The sequence below is a fragment of the Streptomyces sp. NPDC051104 genome (assembly GCF_040682835.1).
In the GTDB taxonomy this organism is placed as follows: domain Bacteria; phylum Actinomycetota; class Actinomycetes; order Streptomycetales; family Streptomycetaceae; genus Streptomyces; species Streptomyces cynarae.
Window position 1 is genome coordinate 90,974 of record NZ_JBFBBS010000003.1, and the last position, 18,910, is coordinate 109,883.

Here is an 18,910-nt window from a genome sequence, read left to right on the forward strand (position 1 = left end):
GTCCAGAGCCACCCAGCCGTAACGCTCGTCACGCTTGCGGAGCAGGACCCCGGCTCATTGCCCGCCCGCCGCCGCGAACGCCCCCCGCGCCATCCGGTGCAGCAGCTCCGCCGTCGTCGCCCGCCCCGGCAGGGAGCCCGGCCGCCCCAGGTGCGGGGTCGAGTTGAGCAGGCCGAAGACCGAGTGCACCGCCGAGCGGGCGGCCGGCTCCGCCAGCCCCGGGTACACCTCCCGCAGCACCTCCACCCACAGCTCGACGTACTGCCGCTGCAGCTGGCGCACCAGCTTGCGGTCGCTGTCCCGGAGGCGGTCCAGCTCGCGGTCGTGCAGGGTGATCAGGGGACGGTCGTCGAGCGCGAAGTCGATGTGCCCCTCGATCAGCGAGTCGAGGACCGCCTCCGGGCTCCGCCCGTCGGGGCCCCCGTCGGCCTCGGCGACCCGCCGCCTGGCCCCGGTCAGCAGCTGCCCACTGATCCCCACGAGCAGCTCGGCGAGCATGGCGTCCTTGCCCGCGAAGTGCCGGTACAGACCGGGTCCGCTGATGCCGACCGCGGCCCCTATCTCGTCGACCCCGACGCCGTGGAAGCCGCGTTCGGCGAACAGCCGCGCGGCCTCCTTGAGGATCTGCTCGCGACGGGTGGTGGCGTCGGTTCTCGTGGCCATGAAAACAATTCTAGACAGGGAGGTTAGCGGTCGTTAACCTGAAGGAAATGCGTTAACGCTCATTAACAAGGTGAGGGGACCGCAGGATGCAGGAGGCACCGGAGCTGACGAGCGCGGCAGACCCCGCGTCGGAGGCCTGGCGGGCCAACGAGGTGGCGCACCGCGCGCTGGTGGAGGAGTTGCACGCCAAGCTGGCCGCGGCCCGGCTGGGCGGCGGCGAGAAGGCCCGCGCGCGCCACACCGCGCGTGGCAAGCTGCTGCCGCGCGACCGTGTGGACACCCTGCTGGACCCGGGCTCGCCCTTCCTGGAGCTGGCCCCGCTGGCCGCCGAGGGGATGTACGACGGGCAGGCGCCGGCCGCCGGGGTGATCGCCGGGATCGGCCGGGTCAGCGGCCGCGAGTGCGTGATCGTCGCCAACGACGCCACCGTCAAGGGCGGCACGTACTACCCGATGACGGTGAAGAAGCACCTGCGGGCGCAGGAGGTGGCCCTCGACAACCGCCTGCCCTGCGTCTATCTCGTCGACTCCGGCGGCGCCTTCCTCCCCATGCAGGACGAGGTCTTCCCCGACCGCGAGCACTTCGGGCGGATCTTCTACAACCAGGCGCGGATGTCCGGCGCCGGCATCCCGCAGATCGCGGCCGTCCTCGGCTCCTGCACGGCTGGCGGGGCGTATGTCCCGGCGATGAGCGACGAAGCCGTGATCGTGCGCAACCAGGGCACGATCTTCCTGGGCGGACCGCCCCTGGTGAAGGCGGCCACGGGCGAGGTCGTCACCGCCGAGGAGCTCGGTGGCGGCGAGGTCCACGCGCGTGTGTCCGGCGTGACGGACCACCTGGCGGAGGACGACGCGCACGCGCTGCGGATCGTGCGGAACATCGTCGCCACGCTTCCCGCGCGCGGGACGCTGCCCTGGGAGGTCGTCCCGTCGGCCGAGCCGAAGGTGGACGCGTACGGGCTGTACGGGGCGGTGCCGGTCGACTCCCGCACCCCCTACGACGTCCGCGAGGTCATCGCGCGCGTGGTGGACGGCTCCCGCTTCGCCGAGTTCAAGGCGGAGTTCGGGCAGACCCTGGTCACCGGCTTCGCCCGGATCCACGGCCACCCGGTGGGGATCGTCGCCAACAACGGCATCCTGTTCTCCGAGTCCGCCCAGAAGGGCGCCCACTTCATCGAGCTGTGCGACCAGCGCGGCATCCCGCTGGTGTTCCTGCAGAACATCTCCGGCTTCATGGTGGGCCGCGACTACGAGGCGGGCGGCATCGCCAAGCACGGCGCCAAGATGGTCACGGCGGTCGCCTGCACGCGCGTACCGAAGCTCACGGTGGTGATCGGCGGCTCGTTCGGCGCGGGCAACTACTCGATGTGCGGCCGGGCCTATTCACCGCGCTTCCTGTGGATGTGGCCGAACGCCAAGATCTCGGTGATGGGCGGCGAGCAGGCCGCCTCGGTCCTCGCGACCGTCAAGCGCGACCAGTTGGAGGCCCGCGGGGAGTCGTGGGCGGCGGAGGAAGAGGAGGCGTTCAAGGCCCCGATCCGCGACCAGTACGAGCGCCAGGGCAACGCCTACTACGCCACGGCCCGCCTGTGGGACGACGGCGTGATCGACCCGCTGGAGACCCGCCAGGTGCTGGGCCTGGCCCTGACCGCGTGCGCCAACGCGCCCCTGGGTGAACCCCAGTTCGGCGTCTTCCGGATGTGAGGGGGGCTTGACGACGATGTTCGAGACAGTGCTTGTGGCCAACCGGGGCGAGATCGCCGTCCGCGTCATCCGCACGCTGCGGTCGATGGGCGTGCGCTCGGTGGCCGTCTTCTCCGACGCCGACGCCGACGCCCGGCACGTCCGCGAGGCCGACACGGCGGTACGGATCGGACCGGCCCCGGCGGCCGAGAGCTATCTGTCGGTGGAGCGCCTGTTGGAGACCGCCGCCAGGACCGGAGCCCAGGCGGTGCACCCCGGGTACGGCTTCCTCGCGGAGAACGCGACGTTCGCGCGTGCGTGCGCCGAGGCGGGGCTCGTGTTCATCGGGCCGCCTGCGGACGCGATCGCGCTCATGGGCGACAAGATCCGGGCCAAGGAGACGGTGCGGGCGGCCGGGGTGCCGGTCGTACCGGGGTCGAACGGCAGCGGGCTGACGGACGCGGAGCTGGCCGAGGCCGCCCGCGAGATCGGCATGCCGGTGCTGCTCAAGCCCAGCGCGGGCGGCGGCGGCAAGGGCATGCGGCTGGTGCGGGACGCGTCGGCGCTGGCCGACGAGATCGCCGCCGCCCGCCGCGAGGCCCGCACCGCCTTCGGCGACGACACGCTCCTGGTCGAACGGTGGATCGACCGCCCCCGCCATATCGAGATCCAGGTCCTGGCGGACGGCCATGGGAACGTGGTGCATCTGGGCGAGCGCGAGTGCTCCCTCCAGCGCCGCCACCAGAAGATCATCGAAGAGGCGCCGAGCGTGCTCCTGGACGAGGCCACGCGCGCGGCGATGGGCGAGGCGGCGGTCCAGGCGGCCCGGTCCTGCGGCTACGAGGGCGCGGGCACGGTGGAGTTCATCGTGCCGGGCGGCACTGCGCCTGTCGGGGGGACACCCCCCGAACCCCCCGTCTCCTCGTTCTACTTCATGGAGATGAACACCCGCCTCCAGGTGGAGCACCCGGTGACCGAGCTGATCACTGGCCTGGACCTGGTCGAGTGCCAGCTACGGGTGGCGGCGGGCGAGCCTCTGTCCTTCAAGCAGGACGACATCACCCTCACGGGGCATGCGATCGAGGCCCGTATCTGCGCGGAGGACCCTGCACGGGGCTTCCTCCCGTCGGGCGGCACGGTGCTGAGGCTGCACGAACCGCAGGGCGACGGAATCCGCACCGACTCGGGCCTGTCCCAGGGCACCGAGGTGGGCAGCCTGTACGACCCGATGCTGTCGAAGGTCATCGCCTACGGCCCGGACCGCGCGACCGCGCTGCGCAAGCTCCGCGCGGCGCTCGCGCAGACGGTCACCCTGGGAGTGCAGACCAACGCCGGTTTCCTGCGCCGACTGCTGGCCCATCCGGCGGTCGTGGCGGGTGCGCTGGACACGGGGCTGGTGGAGCGCGAGGTCGACTCGCTCATCCCGACGGAGGTGCCGGACGAGGTCTACGAGGCCGCCACTGCCGTACGTCTGGACGCGCTGACTCCGCGCGGGGAGGGCTGGATCGACCCGTTCTCCGTGCCGAGCGGCTGGCGGCTCGGGGGCGAACCCAAGCCGGTCGCCTTCCCGCTGCGGGTGCACGAGCCGGTGCAGTACACACCCCGGGGCACCCACACGGTCACCGAGGACCACGTGTCCGTCGTCCTGGACGGCGTACGCCACACCTTCCACCGCGCCCGCGACTGGCTGGGCCGCGACGGCGACGCCTGGCACGTGCGCGACCACGACCCGGTCGCCGCGTCCCTCACCGGGGCCGCCCGCTCCGGCACCGACTCGCTGACCGCGCCCATGCCCGGCACGGTGACGGTGGTCAAGGTGGCCGTCGGCGACGAGGTGACGGCCGGGCAGAGCCTGCTGGTGGTGGAGGCGATGAAGATGGAGCACGTCATCTCCGCCCCGCACGCCGGGACCGTCACCGAACTGGACGTCTCCCCCGGCACCACGGTCGCCATGGACCAGGTGCTGGCCGTGATCGCGGCGCATGAGGAAGGCCCCGAGGACGACACGGAGGCAGAACGATGACCGTTCGTGAACTGCCCATGGTCGTACCGGTGCAGGACCTCCCCGCCCGGGTGAGGATCCACGAGGTCGGCCCGCGCGACGGCCTGCAGAACGAGAAGCGCACGGTACCGACGGAGGTGAAGGCGGACTTCATCCGCCGTCTCGCGGACGCGGGCCTGACGACGATCGAGGCGACGAGCTTCGTGCACCCGAAGTGGGTGCCCCAACTCGCCGACGCGGAGGAACTGTTCCCGCTGGTCGGCGAACTGCCCGTCGAGCTCCCGGTCCTCGTCCCGAACGAACGCGGCCTGGACCGCGCCCTCGCGCTGGGCGCCCGCCGGATCGCCGTCTTCGCCAGCGCCACCGAGTCCTTCGCGAAGGCCAACCTCAACCGCACGATGGACGAGGCGCTGGCGATGTTCGAACCGGTGGTCGCGCGCGCGAAGGCGCAGAAGGTGCACGTCCGCGGCTATCTGTCGATGTGCTTCGGGGACCCCTGGGAGGGCCCGGTCCCCATCCACCAGGTCGTCCGCGTCTGCAAGGCCCTCATGGACATGGGCTGCGACGAGCTCAGCCTGGGCGACACGATCGGGGTGGCGACCCCGGGCCATGTCCAGGCCCTCCTCTCCCAGCTGAACGAGGAGGGCGTGCCCACCAGCGCGATCGGCGTGCACTTCCACGACACCTACGGCCAGGCGCTCGCCAACACCCTGGCAGCGCTCCAGCACGGCGTGACGACCGTCGACGCCTCCGCGGGCGGCCTCGGCGGCTGCCCCTACGCCAAGTCCGCGACCGGCAACCTCGCCACCGAAGACCTCGTCTGGATGCTCCAGGGCCTCGGCGTCGACACCGGGGTCGACCTCGGCCGGCTCACCGCCACAAGCGTGTGGATGGCCGCACACCTGGACCGGCCGAGCCCCTCCCGCACCGTCCGAGCCCTCTCCCACAAGGAGTGACCCATGGACCACCACCTCTCCCCCGAGCTGGAGGAACTCCGGCGCACGGTCGAGGAGTTCGCGCACGACGTCGTGGCGCCCAAGATCGGCGACTTCTACGAGCGGCACGAGTTCCCGTACGAGATCGTCCGCGAGATGGGCCGTATGGGCCTGTTCGGGCTGCCGTTCCCGGAGGAGTACGGCGGCATGGGCGGCGACTACCTGGCGCTGGGCATCGCGCTGGAGGAACTGGCCCGAGTGGACTCCTCGGTCGCCATCACGCTGGAAGCCGGGGTATCCCTCGGCGCGATGCCGATCTACCGATTCGGCACGGAGGCCCAGAAGCAGGAGTGGCTGCCGCGCCTGTGTTCGGGCGAGATCCTGGGCGCGTTCGGCCTGACGGAACCGGAGGCCGGCTCGGACGCGGGCGGGACCCGCACGACGGCCCGCCTGGACGCGTCGACGAACGAGTGGGTGATCAACGGCACCAAGTGCTTCATCACCAACTCGGGCACGGACATCACGGGCCTGGTCACCGTCACGGCGGTCACCAGGCGCACGGAGGACGGCCGCCCGAAGATCTCCTCGATCATCGTCCCTTCCGGCACGCCCGGGTTCACGGTCGCCGCCCCCTACTCGAAGGTCGGTTGGAACGCCTCCGACACCCGGGAGCTGTCCTTCGCGGACGTCCGTGTCCCCGCGGAGAACCTCCTGGGCGAGGAAGGCCGGGGCTACGCCCAGTTCCTGCGCATCCTGGACGAGGGCCGTATCGCGATCGCGGCCCTGGCGACGGGCCTGGCGCAGGGCTGTGTGGACGAGTCGGTGAAGTACGCGAAGGAACGTCACGCCTTCGGCCGTCCGATCGGCGCCAACCAGGCCGTCCAGTTCAAGATCGCCGACATGGAGATGAAGGCCCACACGGCCCGCCTGGCCTGGCGCGACGCCGCGTCCCGCCTGGTCTCCGGCGAACCCTTCAAGAAGGAGGCGGCCCTGGCGAAGCTCCACTCCTCCACGGTCGCGGTGGACAACGCGCGCGACGCGACCCAGATCCACGGCGGCTACGGCTTCATGAACGAGTACCCGGTGGCCCGTATGTGGCGCGATTCCAAGATCCTGGAGATCGGGGAGGGCACGAGCGAGGTACAGCGGATGCTGATCGCCCGGGAGCTGGGACTGGCGGGCTGAGCGGTCTGGAACGGAAGCCTCAGTACGCTGGGAGCATGGACTACGCGAAGATGCGCGCCATCGCTGAGAAGCTGGCGGCGTACGCGGAGCACCTGGAAGGGGCCTGGACCGTCGAGATCGGCCCGTCCGGCCCCTTCCTGGCGATGACGAGCCCCTCGAAGCGGCACGAGGGGACCATCCGCCGCATCTGCAAGCAGCTGGACGAGCAACTCCTGGCCACCCACCCCGGCTGCATCTGCGCGAACGGCCCCGAGATCGAGCACCCGGCGATCGGCCGCATGCGGCGTCCTGACGCCGTCGTCATCCCGGAGCACGTCCTCGACGAGGAAGGCCTCGCCGTGGACGCGACACAGGTACTGGCCGTCGTAGAGATCGTCTCGCCGTCCAACCCGGACAACGACTACGGCGAGAAGCTCACCGAGTACCCGGCGATGGGCATCGCCCATTACATGATCGTCGATCCCCGGACGGGCACCATCGAGGTCCATTCCGAACCGTGCAAGGACCGCTACACCCGCAAGGAGCCCTACATCTTCGGGGACTCGGTACCGTTCGGCTCCTGGACCGTGGACACTTCCGCCTTCCCCCGATACGGCAAGGCCGGGAACGGCGAGAGCACCCCTGACGACGGGTCATCCACTGTGTGACGACCCTCCGATGAGCACAACCCCGACGGACACCCTGATCACCGGGCCGTCGGGGTTCTTTTCGTCCCCGTACGCACGCGGCACGGTCTCCATGACGGCGGTCCGGAACCCGCTTGACCCTCTGGACATGATGTGAGGTTAGGCTAACCTAACCATGATCCGGTCAGTCGCCCCGTACGCACGAAAGCAGACCACACCCATGTCCAAAGCCCCCGCCACCCGTCTCACCCGCCGCGGCATCCTCACCGCCGGCGGCGCCCTCGGTCTCGGTGCCGTGCTCGCGGCCTGCGGGGACGAGAAGGCGAAAAGCGGCGGCTCGGGCAGCGGGGCCGCGGCCGGCAAGTCCGGTCCCTGGTCGTTCAAGGACGACCGCGGGCAGACCGCCAAGGCGGACAAGGTGCCGTCGAACATCGTCGCGTTCGTCGGTGTCGCCGCCGCGCTGCACGACTACGGCGTCGACGTGAAGGGCGTCTTCGGGCCGACGAAGACCAAGGACGGCAAGGCCGACGTCCAGGCCGGCGACCTCGACGTCGACAAGGTCACCGTCCTCGGCAACGAATGGGGCCAGTTCAACATCGAGAAGTACGCGGCCCTCGCCCCCGACCTCCTCGTCACCACCATGTTCGACGGTGCCGGGACGCTCTGGTACGTGCCCGAGGAGTCCAGGAAGAAGATCCTCGCCGTGGGCGCCCCGAGCGTCGGGATCTCCGTCTACGACCGCCAGATGCCCGAGCCCCTGCAGCGGATGCTGGAACTCGCCAAGTCGCTCGGCGCGGACACCGCCTCCGCGAAGACCGCCCAGGCGAAGAAGCGGTTCGAGGTGGCCGCCACCCGGTTGCGCGCCGCCGCCAAGGCCAAGCTCGGCATCAAGGTGCTGGCGGGGTCCGCGAGCCAGGACGTCTTCTACGTCTCCGGAACCAACCTCTCGATCGACCTGGAGTACTTCAAGGCCCTCGGCGTGAACTTCGTCGAGCCGCCCGCCTCCGCGCTGAAGGCGAGCGGAGGCTGGTTCGAGAACCTCAGCTGGGAGAACGTCGACAAGTACAAGGCCGACGTCATCATGATGGACAACCGCACCTCGGCCATCCAGCCCGCCGACATCACCGAGGCGACCTGGAAGAAGCTCCCCGCGGTCAAGGCGGGCCAGGTCATCGCCCGCAACCCCGAGCCCATCCTGTCGTACGACAAGTGCGCCCCGCTGCTCGAGGACCTCGCCAAGGCGATCGAGACGGCCACGAAGGTCAGCTGAACCACCCCTCCCCCGCCCTTTCCCTGACGATGGTTCAGGAGCACTCATGACGACGGCCGTGGCCGCCCCGTTCCGTTTCTTCTCCCTTCAGGTCGTACGGACGAGACGGCTCGGCCCGTCTCTCGTCCGGGTCACCTTCGCCGGAGACGACCTGAACGCCTTCCGCTCCGACGGACGCGACCAGAGCCTGTCCCTGTTCCTGCCGCATCCCGGGCAGCCGGAGCCCGTCATCCCCCTTCACCTGGGATGGGGGTCCCCCCGCTCGAGCGAAGCCGGGAGTGGGGGAGGCTGGTGGCACGGCTGGCGCGAACTCCCCGACGACGTACGGGCGGTGATGCGCTCGTACACGCTGCGCGCCCTGCGCCGCGATCCCGACGAGATCGACATCGACTTCGTGCTGCACGGCATCGAGCCGGCCGCCACGGCACCCGCCGGTCCCGCCTCCCGCTGGGCCTCCCGGGCCACCCCCGGCGACCGGGTCGTCCTCCTCGGCCCGGCCGTCGAGGACAACCGCGCGATCCGCTTCCGTCCGCCCGAGGACACCGACCTGGTGGTGATCTGGGCCGACGAGACCGCCGTACCCGCCGCCTCCGCGATCCTCGAGTCGCTGCCCCCGGGCACGCTCGCCCAGGTCTGGCTGGAGGTCGGGCAGGCCGGTGACATCCAGGACCTGGTGACTCGGGCGGACGCCGAGATCACCTGGCTCGTACGCGACGGCGAGAGGTCCCCCATGACTCTCGCCGCGCTGCGGGACGCCGAACTCCCGCCCGCGAAGGCCCCGTACGTGTGGATCGCGGGCGAGGCCGGCCGGGTGAAGGAGCTGCGCCGGCACTTCGTCGGCGAGCGCGGTGTCGACCGTCGGCGTGTCACCTTCGTCGGCTACTGGCGGCACGGGCTGAGCGAGGAGCAGGTGCGCGAGCAGCAGTGACGGCGGTCACGACGGGGCGGAGTTTCCCTAGATCAACTTAGGTTAGGCTAACCTAAATTTGCACGACTTCGCCCTTCTGCTGTCCCGCCCGGACTCCCCCACCGGAGGACCCACATGCGCTCGCACCTGCTCAATGGCCTCACCGCGGAGCACTACCGCCGCTCCGTGACCGAAGGAGTAGAGCGGGTGGCCGACCGACTCGCCACCACCGACCGTCCGTTCACCGGCGTCACGGTCGACGCCCTCGCCCCCCGCATCGACGGGGTCGACCTGGACCGCCCGCTGCACGACACCACCGCGGCCCTGGACGAGCTGGAGGAGCTCTACCTCCGCGACGCGGTCTACTTCCACCACCCCCGCTACCTCGCCCACCTCAACTGCCCGGTCGTCATCCCGGCCGTGCTCGGCGAGGCCGTCCTGTCCGCCGTCAACTCCTCCCTGGACACCTGGGACCAGTCGGCGGGCGGCACCCTGATCGAGCGCAGGCTCATCGACTGGACCGCCGAGCGGATCGGCCTCGGCCCGGCCGCCGACGGCGTGTTCACCTCCGGCGGCACCCAGTCCAACCTCCAGGCCCTGCTGCTGGCCCGCGAGGAGGCCAAGAGCAACACTCTCGCCAGGCTGCGCATCTTCACCTCCGAGGTCAGCCACTTCAGCGTCAGGAAGTCCGCGAAACTCCTCGGCCTCGGCCCCGAGTCCGTCGTCGCCGTCCCCGTCGGCCACGACCGGCGCATGCAGACCGTCGCCCTCGCCCACGAGCTGGAGCGCTGCACCCGGGACGGTCTGATCCCGATGGCCGTCGTCGCCACCGCCGGCACCACCGACTTCGGCTCCATCGACCCGCTGCCCGAGATCGCCGAGCTGTGCGCCCAGTACGGTACCTGGATGCACGTGGACGCGGCCTACGGCTGCGGACTGCTGGTCTCGCCCCGCCGCCGCGGCCTCCTCCACGGCATCGAACGTGCCGACTCGGTCACCGTCGACTACCACAAGTCCTTCTTCCAGCCGGTGAGTTCGTCGGCCGTCCTGGTCCGCGACGCCGCCACGCTGCGGCACGCCACCTACCACGCGGAGTACCTCAACCCGCGCAGCGCGGTGCGGGAGCGCATCCCCAACCAGGTCGACAAGTCCCTGCAAACGACCCGCCGCTTCGACGCCCTCAAGCTGTGGATGACGCTGCGCGTGATGGGCGCCGACGGCATCGGACAGCTCTTCGACGAGGTCTGCGACCTGGCGGCCGAGGGCTGGAAGCTGCTCGCCGCCGACCCGCGCTACGACGTCGTCGTCGAACCGCAGCTGTCCACGCTGGTCTTCCGCCACATCCCCTCCGCCGTCACCGACCCGGCCGACATCGACCGCGCCAACCTGCACGCCCGCAAGGCCCTGTTCGCCTCCGGTGACGCGGTCGTCGCAGGCACCAAGGTCGCCGGCCGCCACTACCTGAAGTTCACCCTGCTCAACCCCGAGACCACGGTGGACGACATCGCCACCGTCCTCGATCTGATCGCCGGCCACGCCGAGCAGTACCTGGGAGAGTCCCTTGACCGCGCGTCCTGAAGCCACCGGGAAGACGTACGACTTCGTCGGGATCGGGCTCGGCCCCTTCAACCTCGGCCTCGCCTGCCTCACCGAGCCGATCGAGGGCCTCGACGGCCTCTTCCTGGAGTCCAAGCCCACCTTCGAGTGGCACTCGGGGATGTTCCTGGAGGGCGCCCACCTCCAGACGCCGTTCCTGTCGGACCTGGTCACCCTGGCCGACCCCACCTCCCCGTACTCCTTCCTCAACTACCTGAAGGAGCAGGGCAGGCTGTACTCGTTCTACATCCGCGAGAACTTCTACCCACTGCGCGTCGAGTACGACGACTACTGTCGCTGGGCCGCCGAGAAGCTCGCCGGCGTCCGCTTCAACACGACGGTCACCGAGGTGACGTACGCGGACCGGGACGAGGTGTACGTCGTACGGACGCAGGACGGCGGCACCTACCGCGCCCGGCACCTGGTCCTCGGCACCGGTACCCCTCCCCACATCCCGGAGCCCTGCCGCGGTCTCGGCGGTGACGTCATCCACAACTCCCGCTACCTGGACCACAAGCACCAGCTCCAGGCCAAGGAGTCGATCACCCTGGTCGGCAGCGGCCAGTCCGCCGCGGAGATCTACCGCGACCTGCTCGCGGAGATCGACGTCCACGGCTACCGGCTGAACTGGGTGACCCGCTCCCCGCGCTTCTTCCCCCTCGAGTACACCAAGCTCACGCTGGAGATGACCTCCCCGGAGTACATCGACTACTTCCACGCGCTGCCCGAGCGGACCCGCTACCGCCTCACGGAACAGCAGAAGGGCCTGTTCAAGGGTATCGACAGCGACCTGATCAACGAGATCTTCGACCTGCTGTACCAGAAGAACCTCGACGGCCCGGTCCCGACCCGCCTGCTCACCAACTCTGCGCTGACGAGAGCCACGTACGAGGACGGCACCTACACCCTCACCTTCCGCCAGGAGGAGCAGGAGAAGGACCACGAGCTGCGCTCCCAGGCCCTGATCCTCGCCACCGGATACAAGTACGTCGAACCCGGGTTCCTGAGGCCCGTCCGCGACCGTCTGCGCTACGACCGGCACGGCAACTTCGACGTGGCCCGCAACTACGCGATCGACGTCACCGGCCGGGGCGTGTTCCTGCAGAACGCCGGCGTCCACACCCACTCGATCACCTCACCCGACCTGGGCATGGGCGCCTACCGGAACGCGTACATCATCCGGGAGCTGCTCGGCACCGAGTACTACCCCGTCGAGAAGACGATCGCCTTCCAGGAGTTCGCCGCATGAGCACCGTCGACATCGGCACCTTCACCCTCCGCCCCGTCGACCCGGGCCGGGACGCCGAGCTGCTGCACGCCTGGGTCACGCACCCCAAGGCGGCCTTCTGGATGATGCAGGACGCCACGGTCGGCGACGTGGAGCGCGCCTACCGGGAGATCGCGGCCGACGAGCACCACCACGCGCTGCTCGGGTTGCACGACGGCGAGCCCGCCTTCCTGATGGAGAGGTACCACCCGGCCCACCGGGAGCTGGTCGGGCTGTACGAGCCGGAGCCGGGAGACGTCGGCATGCACTTCCTGGTGGCGCCGACCGACACGCCCGTGCACGGGTTCACCCGGGCCGTCATCACCGCCGTGATGCGACACCTGTTCGAGGACTCCGCCACACGGCGGGTCGTCGTCGAGCCCGATGTGCGCAACACGGCCGTGCACGCCCTGAACGAGGCGGTGGGGTTCGTGCCCGAACGCGAGATCGAGAAGCCCGAGAAGAAGGCCCTGTTGAGTTTCTGCACCCGTGAGCGGTTCGCGAAGGCGGTGGCGGCATGACCCTCGCCGACGCGGTGGCCCATCTGTCCCCCGAGCGCTGGGAGAAGGCCAACCGCCTCCTCCTACGCAAGGCGCTCGCCGAGTTCGCCCATGAGCGGCTGATCACCCCCGAGCGGGAGGAGGACGGCCGGTACCTCGTCCTCAGCGACGACGGGCTCACCCACTACCGCTTCGCGGCCACCCTGCGCGCCCTCGACCACTGGCAGGTCGACGCGGACTCGATCACCCGTCACCGCGACGGCACCGAGCTGCCGCTCGCCGCACTGGACTTCTTCATCGAGCTCAGGCGGTCGCTGGGCCTGAGCGACGACATCCTGCCCGTCTACCTGGAGGAGATCTCCTCCACCGTCTCCGGCATCTGCTACAAGCTGACCAAGCCGCAGGTCACGTCGGCGGAGCTGGCCCGCTCCGGGTTCCAGGCGATCGAGACGGGGATGACGGAGGGCCACCCCTGCTTCGTCGCCAACAACGGGCGGCTCGGCTTCGGCATCCACGAGTACCTGTCCTACGCGCCCGAGACCGCGAGCCCGGTGCGGCTGGTGTGGCTGGCGGCGCACCGCTCACGGGCGGCGTTCACGGCGGGGGTCGGTCTCGAGTACGAGTCGTTCATCCGGCAGGAGCTGGGCGCCGAGACCGTCGAGCGGTTCAACGGCATCCTGCGCGACCAGGGCCTGGACCCGGCCGACTACCTCCTCATCCCCGTCCACCCCTGGCAGTGGTGGAACAAGCTCACCGTCACCTTCGCCGCCGAGGTCGCCCGGCGGAACCTGGTGTGCCTCGGTGAGGGCGACGACGAGTACCTGGCGCAGCAGTCCATACGGACCTTCTTCAACACCTCGCACCCGGAGAAGCACTACGTCAAAACGGCCCTGTCCGTGCTCAACATGGGCTTCATGCGGGGGCTGTCGGCCGCGTACATGGAGGCCACCCCGGCGATCAACGACTGGCTGGCCCGGCTGATCGAGAACGACCCGGTGCTGAAGTCGACGGGCCTGACGATCATCCGGGAGCGCGCGGCCGTCGGCTACCGCCACCTGGAGTACGAGGCCGCCACCGACCGCTGCTCCCCGTACCGGAAGATGCTCGCGGCCCTGTGGCGGGAGAGCCCGTTGCCCTCGCTCCAGGACGGCGAGACTCTGGCCACCATGGCGTCCCTCGCCCATGTCGACCACGAGGGCGCGTCCTTCGCGGGGGCGCTGATCGAGCGCTCGGGGCTCCCGCCGAGGGAGTGGCTGCGGCACTGTCTGCGGGCCTACCTCACCCCGCTCCTGCACAGCTTCTACGCCTACGACCTGGTGTTCATGCCGCACGGCGAGAACGTCATCCTCGTCCTGAAGGACGACGTCGTACAGCGCGCGATCTTCAAGGACATAGCGGAGGAGATCGCGGTCATGGACCCGGAGGCGGTGCTGCCGCCGGAGGTGGCGCGGATCCGCGTGGAGGTCCCGGAGGACAAGAAGCTCCTGTCGGTCTTCACGGACGTCTTCGACTGCTTCTTCCGCTTCGTCGCGGCGCACCTCGCCACCGAGGGGATCCTCGAGGAGGAGGACTTCTGGGGGACGGTCGCGGAGGTCGCCCACGAGTACCAGGACGCGAACCCGCAGCTCGCCGAAAGGTTCCGCCAGTACGACCTGTTCGCCCCGGACTTCGCCCTGTCCTGCCTCAACCGGCTGCAACTGCGGAACAACGAGCAGATGGTGGACCTGGCGGACCCGTCGGGGGCGCTGCAGCTGGCCGGGACCCTGAAGAACCCGATCGCGGGCCTGTAGTCCGCGGTCGCAGACGGGCGGGCACCCCGGTGTACGGTCCACCGGGGTGCCCGTCGGCCTTTGTTCGGCTCGGCTCGCCTCCGTTCGGTCGGCTCGGCTCGCCTCCGTTCGGTCGGCTCGGCTCGGTTCGGTTCGGTCGGCTCGGCTCGGTTCAGCTCGTCGGCCAGGGGACCTGCGGCGAGCGGTAGTAGGCGATGCCGAGGGCGTCCCAGCGTGGCGCCTGGGCCGCGAGCCGCACCCGGTAGGTGTTCCAGTCGTGCGTGGCCGCCGGGGACCAGCCCAGTTCAGCGGCGCCCGGCAGCCGCGGGAAGGTCATCCAGTCGATGTCGTGGTCCGTGACGATCGTCTCGGACCACAGCGGTGCCTCGACTCCGGCGATCGCGGAGGCCGGCGCGCCGGGGAGGTAGGCGCCCGGGTCCCAGTCGTAGGAGCGGCGCACCTCGACCAGCCCGGCCCAGTCCTGCCCCAGCGGTGTGTCGGCGGTGTACTTCATGTCGAGGTAGATCCGGTCGGCCGGGGACAGGATCAGCCGGGTGCCGTTGCGCGCGGCCTCGGCGACCTGGGCCTTCTCGGTCGCGCTGGTGCTGTCGAGCCCCCAGTACTGTGCGAGCGCGCCCTTGACCGGGTGCGCCCCGGTCAGCTGGTGCCAGCCGATCACCGTCTTGCCGTACCGCTCGACGATCGGCTGCACGCGGTCCATGAACTTCACGTAGTCGTCGTGGCTGGTGGAGTGCGCCTCGTCGCCGCCGATGTGGAGGTAGCGGCCCGGTGTGAGCGCGGCGAGTTCACGAATGACGTCGTCCACGAAGTCGTACGTCACCTGCTTCCGCACGCACAGCGAGCTGAAGCCGACGTCGGTGCCGGTGTACAGCGGCGGCGCCGTGCCGTCGCAGTTCAGGTCGGCGTACGAGGCCAGGGCGGCGTTGGTGTGGCCGGGCATGTCGATCTCGGGGACGACCTCGACGTAGCGCGACGCCGCGTAGCGGACGATCTCCTGGTAGTCGGCCTTGGTGTAGTAGCCGCCCTGGCCGCCGCCGACCTCGGTCGAGCCTCCGTAGGTCGCCAGGCGCGGCCAGGAGTCGATGGCGATGCGCCAGCCCTGGTCGTCGCTCAGGTGCAGGTGCAGAGCGTTCCCCTTGTAGAGGGCCAGGGCGTCGACGAAGCGCTTGACCTGGGCGACGGTGAAGAAGTGCCGCGCGACGTCGAGCATCGCGCCTCGGTAGGCGTAGCGCGGGGTGTCCGTGACGGTGCCGCCCGCGACCGGCCAGGGGCCGTGCTGCACGGTCTTCTTCTCCACGGCCGCGGGCAGGAGCTGGCGCAGCGTCTGCACGCCGTGGAAGAGGCCGGCGGGCTCACGGGCGGTGAGGGTCACGCCTCGGGGGCCGCTGTCGAGGCGGTAGCCCTCGTCGCCGTACGGGCCGTCCTGGAGGCGTAGCCGGATGCCGCCGGTGCCGTGCGTGGTGACCGGCAGCCGGTAGCCGGTCGAGGGCCGCAGGACGTCGGCGAGGTAGCCGCCGATGCGGCGGACCGGGCCGGAGTCGTCCACGCGGATGCCGGTAGCGGGGGTGATCTCGTACGGGGCTCCGCCCGGGTGGACCGAGGCGGGCGCCGGGACCACCCGGTCAAGAGGGGTGGCGGTGCGGGCGGCCGGGGCGGGTGCCGCGGCGGTGACGGACAGCCCCGCCGCCGCGACGAGCAGCAGGGTGCCGAGGAGGCGGGGCGTTCTGTGGTGCTGTGTCACATGCGCTCCCTTCCACGAGGTGCCACGGGCCGGTCAGTCCGGCCCCGATGGGTATAGACCACTCTCTCGCGAACGGGGTGGAACAATCCCCGGCATGGCGGAAATCATCCAGAAGGACGGTACGTGGAGTTTCGACGGTGACGCCTTACGGTTGACCCCCGGTCGCGACAAGAGTGTCGGGCTGTTCCGTCGCACGTTGGGTGAACTGACCGTTCCGCTCGAGGCGTTGGCGGGGATCTCGTTCGAGCAGGGGAAGAAGGCCGGACGGCTCAGGCTGCGGCTGCGCGACGGCGCCTGTCCTCCCCCACTGCCTGAACGGCGTGGGGGGACCCCCATCTGCAGGCGACCGGCCGCAGGCTGAAGGACTCCGACGACCCGTACCAGCTGACCGTCGAGTCCGACCGCTACGGCGTCGGCGAGTACGTGGCGGACGAGGTGCGGGACGCGCTGGTGCTTGCCCAGGACACAGGATGGACAGCCGTCGAACGGGACCCGATAAGAACCTCAACAGGCATCTGCCCGAAATCGGGCACGATTCTTGCGATTCCGCCGCTCTTACCTCAGGATCTACCGGGTGCACGACGAACTTGTTGATCACCTGACGCGGACCACGCCCCTGAACCGGGGCGAGGCGCTGCGCGTGATCCAGGACGTGCTCGCCTACTTCGACGAGACGACGGAGGAGTTCGTCCGTCGCCGCCACCGCGAACTGCAGGCCCAAGGACTGGTGAACGCGTCGATCTTCGAACGGATCGAGGCGGACCTGAAGTATCGCGCGGTGGCACCGCCCGAGCTCACGCTCCGGCAACTGCGGCGCATCGTCTACGGCTGAGTCCACGACTTCCAGGACTGAGCCACCGGATGACCGCCCCATCCAAATAGGGACAAAAGGGACTTAAGGAAACATATGTGCGGAATCGTCGGATACATCGGTAAGCGCGATGTGGCCCCACTCCTGCTGGAGGGTCTGCAGCGGCTGGAGTACCGCGGTTACGACTCGGCGGGCATCGTCATCACCTCGCCGAAGTCGGCGGGCCTGAGGATGGTCAAGGCCAAGGGCCGGGTCCGCGACCTGGAGGCCAAGGTCCCCGCGCGCTTCAAGGGCACCACCGGCATCGCCCACACCCGCTGGGCCACCCACGGCGCCCCCTCCGACGTCAACGCGCACCCGCACCTGTCGGCCGACAACAAGGTCGCCGTCGTCCACAACGGCATCATCGACAACGCCTCCGAGCTGAGGAAGAAGCTGGAGGCGGACGGCGTCGAGTTCCTCTCCGAGACCGACACCGAGGTCCTCACCCACCTCATCGCCCGCTCCCAGGCCGAGACGCTGGAGGAGAAGGTCCGCCAGGCGCTGCGGCTGGTGGAGGGCACGTACGGCATCGCCGTGATGCACGCCGACTTCCCGGACCGGATCGTGGTGGCCCGCAACGGCTCCCCCGTCGTGCTCGGCATCGGCGAGAAGGAGATGTTCGTCGCCTCCGACGTCGCCGCCCTCGTCGCCCACACCCGCCAGATAGTGACGCTGGACGACGGCGAGATGGCGACGCTGAAGGCCGACGACTTCCGCACCTACACCACCGAGGGCACCCGTACGACGGCCGAGCCGACCACCGTGGAGTGGGAGGCCGAGTCGTACGACATGGGCGGCCACGACACCTACATGCACAAGGAGATCCACGAGCAGGCCGACGCCGTGGACCGGGTGCTGCGCGGCCGCATCGACGACCGGTTCTCGACCGTGCACCTGGGCGGCCTGAACCTGGACGCCCGCGAGGCGCGGCAGATCCGCCGTGTGAAGATCCTCGGCTGCGGCACCTCGTACCACGCGGGCATGATCGGTGCCCAGATGATCGAGGAGCTGGCTCGTATCCCGGCCGACGCCGAGCCGGCGTCGGAGTTCCGCTACCGCAACGCCGTCGTGGACCCCGACACGCTGTACGTGGCGGTGTCGCAGTCCGGTGAGACGTACGACGTGCTGGCGGCCGTGCAGGAGCTGAAGCGCAAGGGCGCGCGGGTGCTGGGCATCGTCAACGTGGTCGGCTCGGCGATCGCGCGTGAGGCGGACGGCGGCATGTACGTCCACGCGGGGCCCGAGGTGTGTGTGGTGTCCACCAAGTGCTTCACGAACACGACGGTGGCGTTCGCGCTGCTGGCACTGCACCTGGGCCGCACCCGCGACCTGTCCGTCCGTGACGGCAAGCGGATCATCGAGGGCCTGCGGAAGCTGCCGGAGCAGATCTCCGAGGTCCTGAAGCAGGAAGAGGAGATCAAGAAGCTGGCGGAGCAGTTCGCGGACGCCCGTTCGATGCTGTTCATCGGGCGCGTGCGCGGCTACCCGGTGGCCCGTGAGGCCTCGTTGAAGCTGAAGGAGGTCTCCTACATCCACGCCGAGGCCTACCCGGCCTCCGAGCTGAAGCACGGTCCGCTGGCGCTGATCGAGCCGGCCCTGCCGACGGTCGCGATCGTGCCGGACGACGACCTGCTGGAGAAGAACCGCGCGGCCATGGAGGAGATCAAGGCCCGCAGCGGCAAGATCCTCGCGGTGGCGCACCAGGAGCAGGAGAAGGCCGACCACACGATCGTGGTGCCGAAGAACGAGGACGAACTGGACCCGATCCTGATGGGCATTCCGCTGCAACTCCTCGCCTACCACACGGCCTTGGCGCTGGGCCGGGACATCGACAAGCCGCGGAACCTGGCGAAGTCCGTGACGGTGGAGTAGGCGCGACCGACTCCCTGCCGG

General features: G+C 69.9%; 15 protein-coding genes and 1 pseudogene. 14 read left to right on the forward strand and 2 right to left on the reverse strand.

All coding sequences use genetic code 11. The features are described 5' to 3' along the window. Positions 1-54 precede the first annotated feature (54 nt). Entirely contained in the window at positions 55-663 is a 609-nt protein-coding gene (locus AB0N14_RS07040; RefSeq protein ID WP_366024679.1) for a TetR/AcrR family transcriptional regulator, read from the reverse strand. An 86-nt stretch (positions 664-749) separates the two neighbouring features. Here AB0N14_RS07040 and AB0N14_RS07045 point away from each other — a divergent pair, with 86 nt between their 5' ends. The 11 genes from AB0N14_RS07045 (at position 750) to AB0N14_RS07095 (ending at position 14,423) form a co-directional block, all read left to right on the forward strand. Then, positions 750-2,366, forward strand: a complete 1,617-nt coding sequence (locus AB0N14_RS07045) for a carboxyl transferase domain-containing protein (RefSeq protein ID WP_366024680.1) — start codon at positions 750-752, stop codon at positions 2,364-2,366. A 16-nt stretch (positions 2,367-2,382) separates the two neighbouring features. Then, a complete protein-coding gene (locus tag AB0N14_RS07050; RefSeq protein ID WP_366024681.1) occupies positions 2,383-4,368 on the forward strand; it encodes an acetyl/propionyl/methylcrotonyl-CoA carboxylase subunit alpha in 1,986 nt (661 codons plus the stop codon). Then, positions 4,365-5,303: a hydroxymethylglutaryl-CoA lyase gene (locus AB0N14_RS07055; protein ID WP_366024682.1), complete on the forward strand. Its 939-nt coding sequence runs from the start codon at positions 4,365-4,367 to the stop codon at positions 5,301-5,303. The genes AB0N14_RS07050 and AB0N14_RS07055 overlap by 4 nt, the downstream gene beginning before the upstream one ends. A gap of 3 nt (positions 5,304-5,306) precedes the next feature. After that, positions 5,307-6,467 (forward strand): acyl-CoA dehydrogenase family protein, encoded by a 1,161-nt coding sequence (locus tag AB0N14_RS07060; protein WP_366024683.1) that lies wholly within the window; start codon positions 5,307-5,309, stop codon positions 6,465-6,467. Positions 6,468-6,502: 35 nt separating this feature from the next. Then, entirely contained in the window at positions 6,503-7,114 is a 612-nt protein-coding gene (locus tag AB0N14_RS07065) for a Uma2 family endonuclease (RefSeq protein WP_366024684.1), read from the forward strand. A gap of 199 nt (positions 7,115-7,313) precedes the next feature. Further along, positions 7,314-8,363, forward strand: a complete 1,050-nt coding sequence (locus AB0N14_RS07070; protein ID WP_366024685.1) for an ABC transporter substrate-binding protein — start codon at positions 7,314-7,316, stop codon at positions 8,361-8,363. Between the two features lie 46 nt (positions 8,364-8,409). After that, positions 8,410-9,291: a siderophore-interacting protein gene (locus AB0N14_RS07075; RefSeq protein WP_366024686.1), complete on the forward strand. Its 882-nt coding sequence runs from the start codon at positions 8,410-8,412 to the stop codon at positions 9,289-9,291. Positions 9,292-9,405: 114 nt separating this feature from the next. Beyond that, positions 9,406-10,848, forward strand: coding sequence for a lysine decarboxylase DesA (gene desA / locus AB0N14_RS07080; RefSeq protein WP_366024687.1), 1,443 nt, complete (start codon positions 9,406-9,408; stop codon positions 10,846-10,848). Continuing rightward, entirely contained in the window at positions 10,832-12,115 is a 1,284-nt protein-coding gene (locus tag AB0N14_RS07085; protein ID WP_366024688.1) for a SidA/IucD/PvdA family monooxygenase, read from the forward strand. The genes desA and AB0N14_RS07085 overlap by 17 nt, the downstream gene beginning before the upstream one ends. After that, positions 12,112-12,654 (forward strand): GNAT family N-acetyltransferase, encoded by a 543-nt coding sequence (locus AB0N14_RS07090; RefSeq protein WP_366024689.1) that lies wholly within the window; start codon positions 12,112-12,114, stop codon positions 12,652-12,654. Before AB0N14_RS07085 ends, AB0N14_RS07090 begins: the two co-directional genes overlap by 4 nt. Further along, positions 12,651-14,423 (forward strand): IucA/IucC family siderophore biosynthesis protein, encoded by a 1,773-nt coding sequence (locus AB0N14_RS07095; protein ID WP_366024690.1) that lies wholly within the window; start codon positions 12,651-12,653, stop codon positions 14,421-14,423. The genes AB0N14_RS07090 and AB0N14_RS07095 overlap by 4 nt, the downstream gene beginning before the upstream one ends. 151 nt (positions 14,424-14,574) lie before the next feature. Here AB0N14_RS07095 and AB0N14_RS07100 read toward each other — a convergent pair whose 3' ends face one another. Next, positions 14,575-16,164: a beta-N-acetylhexosaminidase gene (locus tag AB0N14_RS07100; RefSeq protein WP_366024691.1), complete on the reverse strand. Its 1,590-nt coding sequence runs from the start codon at positions 16,162-16,164 to the stop codon at positions 14,575-14,577. 94 nt (positions 16,165-16,258) lie between these two features. On the opposite strand from AB0N14_RS07100, the pseudogene AB0N14_RS07105 reads away from it, so the two are divergent. The 3 genes and pseudogenes from AB0N14_RS07105 to glmS form a co-directional block, all read left to right on the forward strand. Beyond that, positions 16,259-16,626, forward strand: a pseudogene (locus AB0N14_RS07105) (DUF4429 domain-containing protein); the annotation flags it as partial. A 112-nt stretch (positions 16,627-16,738) separates the two neighbouring features. Further along, positions 16,739-16,996: a hypothetical protein gene (locus AB0N14_RS07110; RefSeq protein WP_366024692.1), complete on the forward strand. Its 258-nt coding sequence runs from the start codon at positions 16,739-16,741 to the stop codon at positions 16,994-16,996. Between the two features lie 75 nt (positions 16,997-17,071). Then, a complete protein-coding gene (glmS, locus tag AB0N14_RS07115; RefSeq protein WP_366024693.1) occupies positions 17,072-18,889 on the forward strand; it encodes a glutamine--fructose-6-phosphate transaminase (isomerizing) in 1,818 nt (605 codons plus the stop codon). The last annotated feature ends 21 nt before the right edge of the window (positions 18,890-18,910 follow it).